Here is a 15,970-nt window from a genome sequence, read left to right on the forward strand (position 1 = left end):
CGTCCCTAGGACGCCTAGACCTAGCGGGTCCTAGGCGTAGCCGAGCAGGGCGCGCAGGCCGGGAGCCGATTGCTCCACCAGCTGTTTCTGAATGTCCGGCAGGGTTTCCGGCATGGTCTGACCCACCGACAGCGCCTCGCGGGAGGTGGCGCTGTGCTTGCGGTCGGATCCGACCTTGACCCGCTCGCGCCAGTCGCCGGTGAGTGCGATCCCGAACTTGCCGAGCAGATCGGCGAAGAAGGTCTCGGCCGCCGGCGCGTCGAGGTCGCGCAGGTGGGCGACGATGTCCTCGTAGCGGACCACCTCGGCGCCGGTCCCCATCCAGGAGACGGCGTGGAAGGTGAAGACCTCGCGCAGGGCCGGGCTGCGGCCCGGGATCCCGAAGATCATCATGTTGAGCATCTGCTCGACACTGACCGCGCCGTTCTTCAAATGATTCAGCTGCGGATGGTTGAACTGGTCCGACAGGGTGAACCGCGCCCGGGCGAGCACATAGTCATGGGGATCGCGCACCAGGATCACGTGCCGCGCGTGCTTGAGCGCGATGATCGAGATATCGGCGAACAGCATGTGGCCGACGCTGAACAGCGGGCGGTCCTTGGCCAGGGCGCCCATGTGCTGCTGCAGGTTGGGGATCTGGATGAACTCGCGGTCGTAGTGCTGCTCGACCGGCACGAACATGCGCACGATGTTGCGCAGCAGGTGGGTTCCGCACTTGGGCACGCCGTTCAGGAAGGCGGTCTGGCGCAGGGGCGCCTGGGCGAACCGCCGCACGTCCGGATTCAGGGTGTCGGGCCGGCTCATCACAACGGCGGCGGACATGGGCGTCTCCTTAGATTGCCGACATCGCTAGGCGGCCGGGGCGCAACAGGCAATAGCGGCTTTAGGCGTTCGCCGCCGCCGTTGATCCGGGCCGCAAGGCCTTGGTGCGGAACCACTTGGAGATGATCCACTTCTCGCCGCGGGTGGGCGGGGCGCCCATGTGCAGGGTTGTGGGATCGACCGCGCCGTCAGGCTTCACGCTGTCGAAGATCAGGGCTGAACCGCGCGCCGGCTTGAAGCCGAGCTCCAGGCGCGGGAACTCCGTGGCGCCGCCGTCGAAGCCCTCGTTGAGATAGACCAGCACCGTGCGCACCCGCTGTCCTCGCGCGGCCAGGTGCGCGGCGTTGGCGGGGGTGTCGGGGATGTAGTCCACGTGCGGGGCGTAGCGCTCGCCCGGCGCATAGTGCAGGACGCCCAGGCCCTCGGCGTTCTCGGTGGGCATGCCAGCGGCCGCGGCGATCCGGCTGTTGACCAGCTCCAGCACGACGTCGCTGTCGGCCAGGCCGAAGTTCATCACCCGGTTGGACCGGACGTCCTCGACGCTTTCGCCGCCCGCCTGGTTGACCACCATCCCCCGGCGCAGGGCCGGCTCGGCCATGGCCATGACGTAGTCGCAGACCCAGCCCGGCAGCAGGTCGGGGACGATGGCGATCGCCGGCGCGGCCCGGACGTCCTCGCGGGTCAGGGGCGTCTCGAAGGCGGAGAGATCGACCGCGGCGGCGACGGCGGCCCAGTCGATGGCGCCGGCCGCAAACGGCTGCGAGCCCAGGGCGCGTCTCGCGGGTTCAGAGCCCGCGGCGGCGCTCGCTAACACGGTCCGCGCCAGGGCGGCGTTGGGGCCGGAGAGGCCGACCAGCAGACCTAGCTGGCAGGCGGCCTGGGCGTCGCCTGCCGCCGCGGCCTGGGTCAGCCATTTCAGGGCGCGGGCCACGTCGCGCGGCGCGCCGATCCCCCCGGCGTCGATCACGGAGGCCAGGCTCAGGCCCAACGGGTCCCCCGCCTGGGCGGCGGCGGCGATCCGCGTCACCCCTTCCTGGCTGTTCTGCGGCAGCTTGAATCCGACCAGTTGCCAGAGGCCGAGCTTGGCGTGGGCGGCGGGAAAGCCGCTCTTGGCCGCCTGCATCCACCAGGCCAGGGCCTCGTCGATTCGGCCCATCTGTTCCAGCGCCTGGGCCAGAAGGTCTTGCGAGGCAGGGTCGCCGGCCTGGGCGGCGGCCTGGACCTGTTCGAAGGTTTTCATCGCATCCTTCTACAGCCTGGACCTTCGCGGGAAAACCGAAGCGTCGCACGCTCCGTGCCCGGTGTTTTCGTTTTGCGCGCCAGAATCGCCGTGGCATGTCGAGGATCGGGGGGAAGGCGTAGGTGGATGTGACTTGGACTCGCAGACGCGCGGTCACCGTGATCGGCGCCAGTCTGGCCGCGGCCGGATGCGCCGCCACCGCGCCGCATGTCGGCCCGCCGATCCTGATCAACCTGGCCGACCAGGCGCCGACCGACGACACCGCAGCCCTGGGCTCGGCGTCCGATGTGGCCAGCCGGATGACCGCCCCGGTCTTCATCAATGGCGAGGGACCGTTCGACTTCGTGGTCGACACCGGCGCCAACCGCACCGTCATCTCCCGCGAACTGGCTACGCGCCTGCGGCTGCCCTCGGCCGGCAAGGCCCAGATCCACGGCATCGCCGGGGTGGAGCCGTCCGAGACCGCCCTGATCGGGCGGCTGGACGTCGGAAAGGTCTCGTCCAGGCGTCTGCGCGCGCCGACCCTTGATCGCGCGCGGCTCGGGGCCGACGGCCTGATGGGGGTGGACGTGTTGAAGAACCGACGCGTCGCCATGGACTTCAAGCGCAACTTCCTGACCATCAGCAAGGCCGACGACGCCGGCTTCCGCGCCCGTCAGAACGTCTCCGACAGCCGGCTGCGGGACAACGCCGCCGAGGAGGCCGCCGCCGACAATGTGGTCATCGTCCCGGCGCGCTACCGGTTTGGCCAGCTGATCATCATCGACGCCGACCTGGGCGGGGTGCCGGTGACCGCCTTCCTGGATTCCGGGTCGCAGAACACGGTCGGAAACCTCAAGCTCTACGAGCAGCTTCGGTCCACGCCGCTCGGCCTGACCGCCCAGGTCTCGGTGGTCGAGCTGATCAGCGCCACCGGCCAGCGGGCGCGGGGGGAGTTTTCTTCGGTGCCGCCGCTACGCATGGGAGGGTTGAGCATCGGCAACCTGTCGGCGGTGTTCGCCGATCTGCACATCTTCAAGCTCTGGGACCTGAGCGACCGTCCGGCGATCCTGGTGGGGATCGACGTCATGCGTCACTTCGAGGCCATCGAACTCGACTTCGGCAATCGCCGGGTGCTGTTCCGGACCCCGCCGAAGACCCTGCGCCGGATCGGCTAGCAGCCGCGTTCAGCTAGCGTCCTTCTCCCCTTGCGGGAGAAGGTGGCCCCGCGAGAGCGGGGTCGGATGAGGGGTCGATAACCCTATCCGATTGGCGGCGGCGAAGCCGCGAATGTCGGAAGAAGTGGAACCACAAAGGGCACAAAGGACACCAAGGCGCGGCGGCGCGGCCTATGAGGATTCAGCTCCCTTCGTGCCCTTGGTGTCCTTCGTGGTTCAATTCGGCTTCGCCGATCTACCGGCGAGTCCTGAGAGACCCCTCATCCGACCGTTCTCCGAACGGCCACCTTCTCCCGCAAGGGGAGAAGGATTCGCCCGGCCCGATGAAGTTAGTTCACCGGCGTCGGGGCCAGGACCATGGCGCCGGAACCGCGCAGGCGCTCGGCGGCCATCTGGTCCAGCAGACCCTTGGCGCGCGGATCGCCCAGGATCCAGGCCGCGGCCGCCAGGGTGCGTACCGAGGTCGCCGAGACTCCGAGCGCGCTCTCCAGGGCCTCGAACGGGGAGACGCTCGCGGTCATGCGCTTCAGCCGCACGTCGCCCTTCAGCCCGGCAAGGCTCTTGGCCTTGTCCACCGCCTGGTAGAAGCCGCCCACCTCGTCGACCAGGCCGATCTCGCGCGCCTGGGCGCCGGTCCAGACCCGGCCCTTGGCGAGTTCGCCCACCCGCTCGGGCGACAGTTTGCGACCGTCGGCGACGCGGGCGATGAAGTTGGCGTAGATCCGGTCCATCCAGCCGGCGAAGGCGGCGCGCTGGACCGGGGTGAGCTCCGATCCCAGGCCGAAGGTCCCTGCATACTCGCCGCCGACCCCCAAATGGCGCACATCGACTCCGAACCGACCCAGGGCCTCGCCGAGCGCGAACTTGCCGCCGAACACCCCGATGGAGCCGGTCAGGGTCGTCGGCTGGGCGACGATGGCCGAGGCCTGGCTCGAGACCCAGTAACCGCCGGAGGCCGCATAGGTCCCCATGGAGACCACCACCGGCTTCTTGGCCGCCTTGGCGGCGCGCACGGCGGCGAGGATCTGTTCCGAGGCGGTGTCCGAGCCGCCGGGGGAGGAGACGCGGAAGACGATGGCCTTCACGTCCTTGTCCTCGATGGCGTCGTACAGGGCCTCGGAGATATCGTCAGAGTGCATGGCCGAGCCGCCGGCGAACGGATTGGCCGTGCCGTCATGGCCGGTGACGATGGCGCCTTCGCCCTCGACGATGGCGATCGCCGGGCCGGTTCCCCTCTCGCGGTCGTGGCCGCGCATGTACTTCTCGAAGTCGATCAGTTCGCCGCCCTTGCCGGCCTTGGCCAGGGCCGCGGTCTCGGCCTCCTTCACCTGGCCGACCTTGTCGATCAGCTTCAGCTTGATGGCGTCCTCGGCCAGATAGGGGCCCGCCTCAAGGGTGGCGCGCAGATCCGCGGCGTCGGTCTTGCGGTCGAGGGCGGCGGTGGCGAGCGCGCTGGAATAGACCGAGCCCATCCAGGAGAGCGTGCCTTCCCGGTGGGCGGCCGTGTAGTCGCTATAGAGGTAGGGATTGACGGCGTTCTTGTACTCGTAGCGCTGCTCGTACTGCGGCTTGACCCCGTATTTGTCGAAGGCGCGCTTGAAGAAGATGTCTTCGCCCGACAGGCCAGCCACCTGGAACGAGGCACCCGGCTGCATCCACAACTCGTCGGCCGAGGCGCCCAGCATATAGGTCGAGGAGACCACCCCGGAGGGATAGAGCCCCTGGCTGTGGGCGATCACCGATTTGCCGGTGGCGCGGAACTTCTTGATCGCCAGGCGAAGCTCGTCGGCGGCGGCCGGCGCCATGCCGCCCTCGGGCAGGCGGACCAGCACGGCCTTGACCTTGCCATCCTTGCCGGCCCGGTCGAGGGTCTCGATCACCGACATCACCGACATCGAACGGCGGCCCAGGCTGGCGAAGGGATTGATCGGATCCTGGTCGGTCAGGGGATCGCGCAGGTCGAGCTGCAGCACCGCCTGGTTCGGTGTCGGGGCCGGCTTGGCGGCCCCGGCGGCCATGACGATCAGCAGGAAGGGCACGCCCACCAGGAAGAGCACCAGGCCCGCAAAGACGCCAGCCGTGGTGATGAGGAACTGCTTCATGGGATCCTGTTCGTTGGACGTTCGCCGCCCAAACTATATCGGAGCGCCTGCCGTTCAAATGAAGAGCTTGCAATCGAAAGGCCGAAAGGGCCGGCGGCGCCGGGCTCAGGCGGCGGTGGACTTCTTTTCCCGGGTGCGGCGCTCGTTGACGTTCTCGACCGTCAGGGGCTCGCGGCACTCGCTGCAGACCACCTTGGCCTCGACCGGATGGCCGCACGGGATGTGGGTGACGATCACCGGCGGCTGTTCGTCGCCCAGCAGCCACTTGTCGGCCCAGAGCATCAGGGACAGCGCGTGGGGGTAGAGGTCCTTGCCCTTCTTGGTCAGCCAGTACTCGTAGCGGGGCGGGGACATCTCATAGAGCCGCCGCTCGAACACGCCGCCCGCCACCAGGCTGCGCAGGCGGTCGGTCAGGATGTTGGTGGCGATGTTCAGCATCGACTGGATGTCGTCGAACCGATGGACGCCGAAATACTGGGTGGAGATGATCAGGCCGGTCCAGCGGTCGCCGGTCATGTCGGCGACGTCGGCCGGCGGGCGCGGCGCGTCCTCGGCGCCCGACTGGCGGCGGCGGTGCAGGCGGGGGACCTCGGCCTCCTCGAAGCCGGCGCCCGGACCCGGATGGTGGCGGCAGGCGTGCAGGGAGATGTCGCCACCGCAGTGGGCGCAGACCATCATCGGCAGCATGGACTTGCCGCAGCCGGTATGGACCAGGCCGGCCGGTCCGTTGGGGGTGGTGGCGTCCCAGCGGATGCCCCAGCACCAGGCGATCAGCACGGAGTCGAAGAGGTCGAGGCCCAGCGGGGTCAGGTGATAGGACTGGCGCGCGGCGCCCTCGCGATGGGCGCGCTGCTCGAAGATGCCGTGGGCCACCAGGCCGCGCAGGCGGTTCGACAGGGTGTTGCGCGGCGCGTTGGTCCGGGCGCGGAACTCCTCATAGCGGGTCGCGCCCCGGAAGGCCTCCTGGATGATCAGTTGGCTCCAGCGGTCGCCGATGGTGTTCAGCGCCGTGTGGACCGAGCTCTTTATGATCTTGAGGGTGCGGGCCATGGCTCTCCGCATCCAGGCGTATAGGCGGGCCTGGGGACTGTCCAGCCGCCTCTGACGCCGCATGGGCGCGAGCCCTAGGAACCCTTCGCCGCCGGCCTTCCGGCGAAGAAATTGTGGCCGGCTAGAGCCCCAGCTGCCGCCCCGCCAGGTCACGGAGGATCTCCTCGGAGCCGCCGCCGATGACGAAGATGCGGGCCTCGCGGTAGATGCGCTCGACCCGGTTGTCGCCGGTATAGGCCCGGCCACCCAGCACCTGCAGGCTCTCGCGGGCGCAATGCTCCAGGGTCGTGGTGGCCTGGATCTTCATCATGGCCAGGTCGGCCACCGGGGTCTCGCCGCGGCCGAAGCGCCAGACCAGGATATCGAGATAGGCGTAGCAGGCGTTCACGCGCTGGATCATCTCGACGATCTTGTGGCGCATGGCCTGATGGTCGATCAGCCGCTGGCCGAAGGTGTGGCGCTGGCGGGCCCAGTCTATGGCTTCGGCGATGGCGGTGCGCGCCATGGCCAGCGTCGCGGCGATGCCGCTGAACCGCTCGATGTTGAACTGGTTGGCCAGGCCCGCGAAGCCGCGGTTCTCGATCCCGATCAGGTTGCCGACCGGGACCTCGACATTGTCGAAGGTCAGGGAGCCGTTATTGCCGTTGTACCAGGAGAGCCCCTTGACCGGCTTGCTTGAGACGCCTGGGCTGTGGGCGTCGATCAGCAGCAAGGAGAGTCCGCCGACCCCCGGACCGCCGGTGCGCACGGCGGTCAGCAGGAAGTCGGCCCGGGTCGCGCCGGAGATCAGGGTCTTGCCGCCGTTGACAACATAGTGGTCGCCGCGCTTCTCGGCGGTGGTCTGGAAGGCGCCGACGTCGGAGCCGCCTGAGGGCTCGGTCACCGCGAAGGCGATCTTCTTCTCGCCGGCGAGGACCGGCCGGGCCACGGTCTCGCGCATCTCCGGCGGACCGAAGGCGATGACCGGGGGCAGGGCGATCCAGTGGGTGGCGAGGTCGGCGAACACCACGCCCGATCCCATGCGGAAGAACTCCTCGGCGAAGATGATGCGGTGATAGAGGTCGATGTCCTCGCCCGTGCCGCCCAGCTCTTCCGAAAAGCCCATGCCCATGACGCCGGCCTTGGCGGCCTTGGTGTAGACCTCGTCGGGGAAGGTGGCCGCGGCGTCCCAGGCGTCCAGATTGGGCGCGACCTCGGTCTGGATGAAGGCGCGCAGCTGGCGGCGCCAGGCCTCATGGCGCTCCGTCAGGAAGGGACTGGGTGGGCGCAGGCTGTCGAAGTCCAGTGCGGGTTTCTCCGGCGCGGTCATGACGTTCCTCCAGCTTCTATAACTTGTAAATTGATACTAAAGGCGCTCGACCACCATGGCCGCGCCCACCCCGCCGGCGCCGCTGGCCACCACCAGGCCCAGCCGCCCATCGGCGGCGTCGAGGGCGTCGAGCAGGGACGAGAGTAGTATGGTCCCCGTCGCGCCCATGGGGTGCCCCTTGGCCAGATGGCCGCCGCCGACGTTCACCCGGTCGGGATCGACCTCGCGATCACGCAGGAACTTGGCGATGGTGACGGCGAAGGCCTCCATGAACTCCACGCGGTCCATGTCCGCCAGGGTGAGGCCGGCGCGATCCAGCGCCTTGTCCATGGCCGAGAACCCGGCCAGCAGCGAGGCGTGCGGGTCGCCGCCGGATTCCGCATAGGCCAGGATCCGCGCCCGCGGTGTCTCGCCGGGTTCCGGCGCCCCGCCGACGAGGGCCAGGCCCGCACCGTCCGCCACCGGCGGGGCATGGGCCAGGGTGAGGCGGTGGTCGATGGGTCCGTCCAGGGCCTCGGCGTAGGTCTTGGCCAGGGGCGCGAAGCCCGGTGACATGGCGGCCAGGGACGCGGCGCTGGTCTGGGCCCGGGCGCATTCCTCGAAGCCGAGACCGGCCAGGGCGATGCGCGAGGCGATCAAGGCCGGCGTCGTCTCGGCCGCCGCGGTTCGGGCTTGGGAGGTGAGGGTGACGGCGTCCATGGCCGCGCGGGTCACGCCCTCCGCCCCCGCCAACCGGTCGGCCGCCAGCACCACCGGGATGTAGCGCGAGCGCTTGGGGAGGGTGTCGTCGGTGTAGTAGGCGGCCTGGTCACCCATGAAGCCGACGCGGGACATCATCTCGACGCCGCCGGCCAGGGCGCGGCGCACGCCGCCCGAGGCCACCATGGTCGCGACATGGCCGATCGCGGTCAGGCCCGAGACGCAATAGTTGTTGAGGGTGAAGGCGTAGGCGTCCTCGGCGACGCCGGCGTGCAGCTTGGAGACCAGGGCGATGTTGCCGCCCTGAGCGCCGATCTGGCCGACGCAGCCCAGGACCAGGGCCTGGGCGTCGCGCGGCGTCCCGCCCCGCTGTTCCAGGGCGTCCACCAGCCCGCCTACAAGGGCCTGGGGGCTCAGCGCCGCGAGGCCGCCGTCCGGCCGCGCCTTGCCGCGCGGCGTGCGCACGGCGTCATAGATCCAGGCGTCCAAGCTCTTGCCTCCCAACCCTGCGGCGGCCGGCGCTCCGGGCGGCCCCCGACCTTCGGCTTGCCACGGTAAGTCTTGTAATGCAAGTTCACGCCAACGCCTCGGGAGGGCCCATGAGCCGCAAGCTTCGCATCGTGCAGTGGGCCACCGGATCCATGGGCAAGACCTGCCTGAGGGCCGTGCTGGACAGCGACGCCTTCGAGTTGGTCGGGCTCTTCGTCTATAGCGACGCCAAGGCCGGATTGGACGCCGGCGAGATCGCCAGACGGCCCGCGACCGGCGTGCGGGCGACCAGTTCCATCGACGAGATCCTGGCCCTGGACGCCGATGTGGTCCTGCACTGTCCCATGCTGCCCAGCCCCTATGAGGCGCAGGACGACGAGGTCCGCCGGCTGCTGGAGTCCGGCAAGAACGTGATCTCGATCAACAACTACTTCCACCCCGAAGCCCTGGGTCGAGCCTATGCGGAAGAGCTGGAGTCCAGCGCGCGAAAGGCGGGAGTCACCCTGGCCGGGGTCGGGGTCAACCCTGGCTGGGCTGCCGAGCAGGTGGCCGCCGCCGCCGCCGGCGTCTGTCTGCGCCTGGACCGGGTCAGCGTCAGCGAAGTGGTGGACTGCTCGAGCATCCCCAACCCGGCCTATGTGTTCGGAGCCCTGGGCATGGGCGCCGACCCCGCCGATGTCGACCTCGTGGACGGGCCGATGGCGCGGACCTTCACCAGGATGTTCAGCCAGCCGGTGGCGGCCCTGGCCGAAAAGCTGGGCCTGAGCCTGGACGCCATAGAACCCGACCACGCGCTCACCCTCGCCCCGCATGAGATGCAGGTGCGGGCGGGGATCATCGCGGCCGGCCGCGTGGCGGCCACCACCTGGCGGGTGCATGGGCTGGTCGCGGGCGAGCGCCGCATCACCCACGCGGTCAACTGGACGATGGACACCGAGCTCCCGGCATTCGCCGGCAGGCCGCATTGGGAAGTGATCATTGAGGGCCAACCTGGCCTGCGCCTGGCCATGGACCTCACCGAGGGGCCGGACGAGGGCGCGCGGACCAGGCCGGAACAGTATGCGGTGGCGGGGATGGTGCTGGGCGCGATCCGCAAGGTTTGCGCCGCGCCGCCGGGGCTGTATCGGGGCTAGTGTGCTGGATTTGAAGTTCGCCCGCTTATCGGTCAGGCTCCGGAGCGAACTTCAAATCCAAGAAGCACACTAGAGACATAGACTTGCTAGTGTCCTCATCGCTTCCGAAGTTCGTCGGAGCCCTCCACGAGCGCTGGCGAACTTCGGAATCGGGACACTAGCCCCGCACGCCCACCACGAAGCTGACCACGGTGCCGAGCGACCCGCCTATGTTGAGGGTCTGGTAGGTGCGCGCGCCCTCGACCTGGTAGTCGCCGGCCGTGCCGGTCACCTGGCGTCCGGCGTCCAGCAGCATTCGCGCGCCCGTGGCGCCCACCGGGTGGCCGATGCCGATCAGGCCGCCGCCGGCGTTCACCGGGCACTTGCCGCCCAGCTCGATGGTCCCGTCCTCCACCGCCCGCCAGCTCTGGCCGGGGGCGGTCAGGCCGAAGTGGTCGATGGCCATGTACTCGGTGGAGGTGAAACAGTCGTGGGTCTCGACGCCGTCCAGGGCCGATGTGCCCGCGATCCCGGCGCGGCCCTGGGCGTCGGTGACCGCCTTGCGCACATGGGGGAAGATGTAGTCCTCGCCGCGGCTGCGCTCGATCTTGTCCAGGAAGCGGATGCCGGCATTGGTGTGGCCCCAGCCGAGGATCTGCGGGAAGTCGGCGGCTTTCACCCCGCGCCGGGCGGCATAGCGCTCCATGAACCGCTCCGAGCACAGGACGATGGCGCAGGCGCCGTCGGTGATCTGGCCGCAGTCCTGGCGGCGCGTGCCCGGCTCGATGATCGGATTGGCCTCGTCGTCGTCGGTGAAGGCCTCGGGTCCAAAGGCCCACTTGCGGGTCTGTGCGTTGGGATTGCGCTTGGCGTTGCCGAGGTTGATCTCGGCGATGCGGTTGAGGTAGCGCCGGTCGAGGCCGTAGCGCTCACCATATTCCTGCGACAGGCGCCCGAACACGGCGGGCCACATGAAGCGGCAGTCGATCCCTTCGCGGCCCTGCCAGGAGGCGGCGTTCTGCACCCTGGAGGCCTCGTCGCCCGGCAGGTTCTTCTCTTCCTCGACCCCGGCGATCAGCACGCAATCATAGCGTCCGGCCTCGATCTCCGCGGTGGCGGCCAGGACGGCGACGGAGCTGGAGGCGCAGGCCGCCTCGTGGCGCATGGCCGGGACCCCGTGCAGTTCAGGCACGACCTGAGCGACCATGGCGGCGAGGTGTCCCTGGCCGCGATAGAGCTCGCCGAAGGCGTTGCCCACATGGACCGCGTCGACGTCCGAGGCGTCGAGCTTGCAGGCCGAGAGCGCGCCCAGGATGCCGTCGCGCAGCATGTCCGAGATGTCGAGCCCCTCGCGCGACCAGGCGCGGGCGAAGTCCGTCTGATGGCCGCCCAGGAGATAGATCGCCATGTGTCTCGCCTTCCAATGCCGTGCGCCGTGACCTGGCCGGCACCCTACGATATTAGTACGCTAATGCAAGCTGGCGAGCGGGGCGATGAGTCCCCGACGCCTCGACGGGGAAGACGGGAATGGGCGATTTTCAAGGCCGGACGGGACTGGTCACCGGCGCGGCCGGCGGCATGGGCGCGGCGGCGGTACGGGCCTTCGCCCTGCGCGGGGCCAAAGTCGTGGCTCTGGACCGGCGGGCCGAGGACCTGGAAGCCCTTTGTCAGACCTGGCGTGGGGAGGGGATCGAGGTCGAACCGGTGGGCTATGACCAGGGTGATCCCGAGAGCATCGAGCGGGCCTTCCAGGCGGTCGACGCGGTAGGTGGCGGGACCCTGGATTTCTGCTTCGCCAACGCCGGCTATGGCCGCTATCGCGCCGCCATGGATGTCGACGCCCGCGAGTGGAAGCGGCACATGGACATCAACCTGACCGGGACCTTCCTGGTGGTCCAGGCCGCGGCGAAGCGGATGATCGCCGGGGGCCGGGGCGGGGCGGTGGTGATGAACGCCTCGTCCGGCGCGGTCTTCCCGACCGACATGCTCTCGGCCTACTGCGCCTCGAAGGCGGGCCTGGTCATGCTGGTCAAGATCCTGGCCTCGGAGCTCGGCGCCCACCGAATCCGGGTCAATGCGGTCCTGCCAGGCGTCATCGACACGCCGATGACCGAGAGCCTGATGGCGGTGGAGGGCGTACGCGAAACCCTGACCGCGGCGACGCCGCTCGGCCGGGCGGGCCTGCCCGACGACGTGGCCCAGGCCGCGGCCTTTCTGTGCAGCGACGCGGCCTCCTATGTCACCGGCACGACCTTGTTGATCGATGGCGGCCAGACCCTGCACGGCTATCCCCGCTGGTTCAGCACCGATCACCGTGACGCCGCCGCGCCCTGGACGCCCCACGTCGAGCGCACGAGTTGACCCGCCTCAGTGCGTGGCGTTCGGGTCGGCCATCTGGAAGTAGTCGCGCCAGCCGACGATCTTGCCGTCGGGCTTGAACGCGATGACGCCCATATAGGGGTGGGTCACCGTCTGGCCGCTGGCGTTGACATATTCCTCGCGTCCCTCGGTGAAGAGGTGGGTCTCGGTCTCGGCGTGGCGCTCGATCACCCAGGTCGAGGCGGAATTGTCGGCCCAGTACTTGGTGATGAACTTCTCAACCCAGTCGCGGCCCATCAGGGGGCGGGTGCCGACGTGGTAGTGGTACTCCACCTCCGGCGCGAAGAAGTCGAGGAAGGCGCCCTTGTCCTTGGCCGCGATGGCCTGCTGCAGGCGGCGGATGACGTCGATCTTGGCCTCGGGCTTGGTCTGGCTCACGAGCGTACCTTTCCTGCTTCCCTTCCGATGAGCCTATTGCGGTAAGTCTGTTTATGCAAGTAACGCTGGACGCGAGATGCAGACTGTCGAGACCACTCCTAGTCGCTCGTCAATTTCTCGCGCTTCAACCGGATGCCGGCGGCTTCGCGGTCCCAGGTGTCGGCGGTGACCCCTTGCTGGCGCAACTCCACCTTCTGGATCTTGTTGGTGGGGGTCTTGGGCAGCTCCGGCGCCAGGCGTACGAAACGCGGCACCATGAAGTGCGCCATTCGGGGGATCAGGAACTCGATCATCGCCTGGGGATCGATGACCGCGCCTTCCTTGGGCGAAACGCAGACCATCACCTCCTGCTCGCCGCCCGGTAGGTCGACGCCATAGGCGGCCACCTCGCGCACGGCGTCGTAGGCGGCGACCTCGATCTCGATCTCCAGCGAGGACATGTTCTCGCCGCGCCGGCGGATGGCGTCCTTCTTGCGGTCCACGAAGTAGAACCGCCCGTCGTCATCGCGCCGCAGCAGGTCGCCGGTGTGGAACCAGCCGTTGCGCCAGGCCCGAGCCGTGGCTTCGGGATCGCCCAGATATTCCTTGAACAGCTCCCAGGGCCGGTCGGTGCGGATCACCAGCTCGCCGACCTCGCCATTGGGGACGGCGTTGTCGTTGGCGTCGACGATGCGGCACTGGACCCCGGCGCGCGGCCGGCCGCAGCTGCGCATGGTCGTCTCGTTGACCTCGGTGATTAGCGGCGCGGAGACCTCGGTCATGTTGAAGCCCGAGACGTAGTCGAAGCCGAATCGCTTGGCCAAGGCCACCGTCTCCTCGGAGACCGGCGACAGGGTGCAGATCCGCAGGGGATTGTCCCGATCGTCGGGCCGCTCCGGCTCCTTGTGCAGGAAGGTGGTGAGCGCACCGATGAAGCCCGAGCAGGTGGTCGATCCGGTCTCGCGGACCAGGCTCCAGAACTTCCGGGTGTCGAAGGCCTCGAACAGGGCCACCGAGCCGCCGCAGGCGAGCGCCGCCACGATCCCGCTGATTCCGCCCACATGGAACATCGGCAGGTTGACCAGCATCCGGTCCTCGGCGGTCATGTAGCCATAGGTGACCCGCGCGGTGGTCCATTCCTGGATGTAGGAGGTCACCACCGCCTTGGACGGTCCGGTGGTGCCGGAGGTGAAGATGATCACGGGGGTGTCCCAGGGCTGCACTTCCGGGATTTCCGCCGCTCCGGCGTCGCCGTCGAGGGCGGCGGAAGGCTCGATCTCCAGGGGCAGGCTGAGGTCGTTGGGCCGCGGGCCGGTGAGGATCACCCGCTCCAGGGCGCCCAGGGTCAGGCCCGTGAGCCGGCCGGCCAGTTCCGGATGGACGACCAGCAGCTTCGCTCCGGTCTTGCCGAGCGCGTGCTCCAGAAGCCGGCCCCGGAAGCTGGTATTGATGGGGGCGAGCGCGGCTCCGGCATAGTTGGCCCCGAACCAGGCCCGGGTCAGGGCCGCGGAATTGGGCGCCCAGGCGGCCACGATGTCGCCGGGCTTCACCCCGCGCGCCTGCAGCGCCGCGGCGGTCTTCAGCGCGATGTCGCGGGTCTGGGCCCAGGTCCATTCCTCGCCGCTCTCGAAGCGAATGAAGACCTTGTCCGGCATGGCCGCGGCGTGGCGGTCGATCAGCCGGGCGACGACGCAGTCGTCCGCGGTCGGGGGCTTTGCGGCGTCGAACCAGATGGGGTGGGATTGCGTCATGAGTGTTCTGCCTCGGCCGCCTCGACCGCACGGATGTAGGGCTTGCGCGCCGCGGCCAGCGCGACGATGCCGAGCGGCAGGACAACGGCGGTGACGATGGCCACCGCCACCCCGATCTTGGCGGGGTCGCGCAGCCAATTGTCGCTGATCAGGGCGACGGCGGTCGGGCCCATGGTGAAGGCCACCAGGTTGCCGATCAGCAGGTAGAACGCCATCACCCGAGCCCGCAGGCGGTTTGGGGCGATGGCCTGGAACGAGACCGCCGGCAGCCCCTGGGGCAGGCCGAAGGCGGTGAACGCCAGGGCGAGCAGGATGGCGGCGGTGACGCCGTCCGGCGCGAAGGGGGCGGCCACGGCGAAGGGGAAGGACAGCGCGGCGCCGATCATCGCCACGCGAAGCACCGCATCCTTGCGGCCCGCCTGCGCGAGGCGGTCAGCCCACCACCCGCCGGCCAGGATGCCGCTGGTGCTGCCCACCAGCAGGATCGAGCCGAGCACCGCCCCGACCTGGCCGACTTCCCAGCCGTGGGCGCGGATCAGGAAGGCCGGCGCCCAGGTGAGGTAGGCGGCGATGGCCACGCCCACGAGGGAATAGCCGACCGACAGCAGGGAGAAGGCCAGCCACTGCCGGCGCAGGAACGGACCGAGCGGCTCGGCCGGCGCCTTGGCGGCGACCGAGACCCCCTGGCGGGCCGGCTCGCGCAGCAGGCTCATGGCCAGGACCAGGACCGGCCCGGGCAGGCTCACCGCCATGAAGGCCACCTGCCAGCTGCGCAGCGCGCCCACCAGCGGCAGCACGATGGGCGGCGCCGACAGCGCCCACTGGACAACCGCTCCGCCGATGATCAGGGCCAGACCGACACCCATGATCGAGCCCATGGCGTAGACCCCCATGGCCCGGGCGCGCCGGGCGGGTGGGAAGCTGTCGGCGATCAGGGAATAGGCCGCGGGCGACAGGCCCGCCTCGCCGACGCCGACCCCGATCCGGGCCAGGAAGAGGGTCATGAAGCTGCCCGCCATGCCGCAGGCGGCGGTCATGGCGGTCCAGACCGCGACGCTCAGCATGATCAGGTTGCGCCGTGACCCGCGGTCGGCTGCCCAGGCCAGGGGTATGCCCATCAGGGTGTAGAACAGGGTGAAGGCCAGACCGCTCAGCAGGCTGAACTGGGTGTCGGTGATCGCCAGGTCGCGGCGCACCGGCTCGACCAGAAGGGTGAGGATCTGGCGGTCGACGAAAGCCGTGGCGTAGGCGGCCATCAAGACGAAGACGGTGATCCAGGCGCGCGACGGATGCGGCCAGGCCGAGGCGGGGGCCAGGGCCGCCGCCACGGGATCGCGCAGCATCTGTTGCATGGAAGACCGTCTCCCTGACCTCGGCCGTCCATGCAGCCTTGCCCGACGTTCTCTCGGATAGTTTTAAAATGCAAGTCTGTGCGGAGCGGCGTCGGACGCGCCACTTTGGGGCGCCCTCCTGGTGTGTCGCGGGCCGGCGTTCTGCGAATTG

General features: G+C 69.2%; 13 protein-coding genes. 3 read left to right on the top strand and 10 right to left on the bottom strand.

Annotated elements, in window-relative coordinates; translation table 11 throughout:
* Positions 1-30: 30 nt before the first annotated feature.
* Both V6M51_RS11190 and V6M51_RS11195 read right to left on the bottom strand, forming a co-directional pair.
* Positions 31-822 (bottom strand): hypothetical protein, encoded by a 792-nt coding sequence (locus V6M51_RS11190; protein ID WP_332767181.1) that lies wholly within the window; start codon positions 820-822, stop codon positions 31-33.
* A 61-nt stretch (positions 823-883) separates the two neighbouring features.
* Positions 884-2,062, bottom strand: a complete 1,179-nt coding sequence (locus V6M51_RS11195; protein ID WP_332767182.1) for a 2OG-Fe(II) oxygenase — start codon at positions 2,060-2,062, stop codon at positions 884-886.
* Positions 2,063-2,220: 158 nt separating this feature from the next.
* Here V6M51_RS11195 and V6M51_RS11200 point away from each other — a divergent pair, with 158 nt between their 5' ends.
* Positions 2,221-3,219, top strand: coding sequence for a retroviral-like aspartic protease family protein (locus tag V6M51_RS11200; RefSeq protein WP_332767184.1), 999 nt, complete (start codon positions 2,221-2,223; stop codon positions 3,217-3,219).
* A gap of 329 nt (positions 3,220-3,548) precedes the next feature.
* Here V6M51_RS11200 and sppA read toward each other — a convergent pair whose 3' ends face one another.
* The 4 genes from sppA to V6M51_RS11220 all read right to left on the bottom strand — a co-directional run bounded on the left by sppA (position 3,549) and on the right by V6M51_RS11220 (position 8,868).
* A complete protein-coding gene (sppA, locus tag V6M51_RS11205) occupies positions 3,549-5,321 on the bottom strand; it encodes a signal peptide peptidase SppA (RefSeq protein ID WP_332767186.1) in 1,773 nt (590 codons plus the stop codon).
* Positions 5,322-5,426: 105 nt separating this feature from the next.
* Positions 5,427-6,371, bottom strand: a complete 945-nt coding sequence (locus V6M51_RS11210; RefSeq protein ID WP_332767187.1) for a winged helix-turn-helix transcriptional regulator — start codon at positions 6,369-6,371, stop codon at positions 5,427-5,429.
* A gap of 121 nt (positions 6,372-6,492) precedes the next feature.
* Positions 6,493-7,680 carry an acyl-CoA dehydrogenase family protein gene (locus tag V6M51_RS11215; protein WP_332767189.1) on the bottom strand — a complete coding sequence of 396 codons (1,188 nt, stop codon included), beginning with the start codon at positions 7,678-7,680 and terminating at the stop codon, positions 6,493-6,495.
* Positions 7,681-7,716: 36 nt separating this feature from the next.
* Positions 7,717-8,868: an acyl-CoA thiolase gene (locus V6M51_RS11220; RefSeq protein ID WP_332767190.1), complete on the bottom strand. Its 1,152-nt coding sequence runs from the start codon at positions 8,866-8,868 to the stop codon at positions 7,717-7,719.
* A gap of 110 nt (positions 8,869-8,978) precedes the next feature.
* Between V6M51_RS11220 and V6M51_RS11225 the strand changes: the two genes are divergently transcribed.
* Positions 8,979-10,001 (top strand): NAD(P)H-dependent amine dehydrogenase family protein, encoded by a 1,023-nt coding sequence (locus tag V6M51_RS11225; protein WP_332767192.1) that lies wholly within the window; start codon positions 8,979-8,981, stop codon positions 9,999-10,001.
* A 157-nt stretch (positions 10,002-10,158) separates the two neighbouring features.
* Here the strand turns inward: V6M51_RS11225 and V6M51_RS11230 are convergent, their stop codons facing one another.
* On the bottom strand, positions 10,159-11,388 hold the full coding sequence (locus V6M51_RS11230) for an acetyl-CoA acetyltransferase (protein ID WP_332767193.1): 1,230 nt from the start codon (positions 11,386-11,388) through the stop codon (positions 10,159-10,161).
* A 119-nt stretch (positions 11,389-11,507) separates the two neighbouring features.
* Between V6M51_RS11230 and V6M51_RS11235 the strand changes: the two genes are divergently transcribed.
* Positions 11,508-12,341: an SDR family NAD(P)-dependent oxidoreductase gene (locus V6M51_RS11235; RefSeq protein WP_332767194.1), complete on the top strand. Its 834-nt coding sequence runs from the start codon at positions 11,508-11,510 to the stop codon at positions 12,339-12,341.
* A gap of 6 nt (positions 12,342-12,347) precedes the next feature.
* On the opposite strand, the gene V6M51_RS11240 is transcribed toward V6M51_RS11235, so the two are convergent.
* The 3 genes from V6M51_RS11240 to V6M51_RS11250 all read right to left on the bottom strand — a co-directional run bounded on the left by V6M51_RS11240 (position 12,348) and on the right by V6M51_RS11250 (position 15,819).
* A complete protein-coding gene (locus V6M51_RS11240; RefSeq protein ID WP_332767196.1) occupies positions 12,348-12,737 on the bottom strand; it encodes a nuclear transport factor 2 family protein in 390 nt (129 codons plus the stop codon).
* A 98-nt stretch (positions 12,738-12,835) separates the two neighbouring features.
* Entirely contained in the window at positions 12,836-14,467 is a 1,632-nt protein-coding gene (locus V6M51_RS11245; protein ID WP_332767198.1) for an AMP-binding protein, read from the bottom strand.
* Positions 14,464-15,819: a spinster family MFS transporter gene (locus tag V6M51_RS11250; RefSeq protein WP_332767200.1), complete on the bottom strand. Its 1,356-nt coding sequence runs from the start codon at positions 15,817-15,819 to the stop codon at positions 14,464-14,466. The genes V6M51_RS11245 and V6M51_RS11250 overlap by 4 nt, the downstream gene beginning before the upstream one ends.
* Between the last annotated feature and the right edge of the window lie 151 nt (positions 15,820-15,970).

The organism is Phenylobacterium sp., assembly GCF_036677185.1.
In the GTDB taxonomy this organism is placed as follows: domain Bacteria; phylum Pseudomonadota; class Alphaproteobacteria; order Caulobacterales; family Caulobacteraceae; genus Phenylobacterium.

What these genes read in the sequence shown, in the direction of transcription:
- V6M51_RS11235 (WP_332767194.1), top strand. Translation starts at nt 11,508, where the DNA reads ATGGGCGATTTTCAAGGCCGGACGGGACTGGTCACCGGCGCGGCCGGC.
- V6M51_RS11250 (WP_332767200.1), bottom strand. Translation starts at nt 15,819, where the DNA reads ATGCAACAGATGCTGCGCGATCCCGTGGCGGCGGCCCTGGCCCCCGCC.
- V6M51_RS11195 (WP_332767182.1), bottom strand. Translation starts at nt 2,062, where the DNA reads ATGAAAACCTTCGAACAGGTCCAGGCCGCCGCCCAGGCCGGCGACCCT.
- sppA (WP_332767186.1), bottom strand. Translation starts at nt 5,321, where the DNA reads ATGAAGCAGTTCCTCATCACCACGGCTGGCGTCTTTGCGGGCCTGGTG.
- V6M51_RS11225 (WP_332767192.1), top strand. Translation starts at nt 8,979, where the DNA reads ATGAGCCGCAAGCTTCGCATCGTGCAGTGGGCCACCGGATCCATGGGC.
- V6M51_RS11190 (WP_332767181.1), bottom strand. Translation starts at nt 822, where the DNA reads ATGTCCGCCGCCGTTGTGATGAGCCGGCCCGACACCCTGAATCCGGAC.
- V6M51_RS11245 (WP_332767198.1), bottom strand. Translation starts at nt 14,467, where the DNA reads ATGACGCAATCCCACCCCATCTGGTTCGACGCCGCAAAGCCCCCGACC.
- V6M51_RS11210 (WP_332767187.1), bottom strand. Translation starts at nt 6,371, where the DNA reads ATGGCCCGCACCCTCAAGATCATAAAGAGCTCGGTCCACACGGCGCTG.
- V6M51_RS11230 (WP_332767193.1), bottom strand. Translation starts at nt 11,388, where the DNA reads ATGGCGATCTATCTCCTGGGCGGCCATCAGACGGACTTCGCCCGCGCC.
- V6M51_RS11215 (WP_332767189.1), bottom strand. Translation starts at nt 7,680, where the DNA reads ATGACCGCGCCGGAGAAACCCGCACTGGACTTCGACAGCCTGCGCCCA.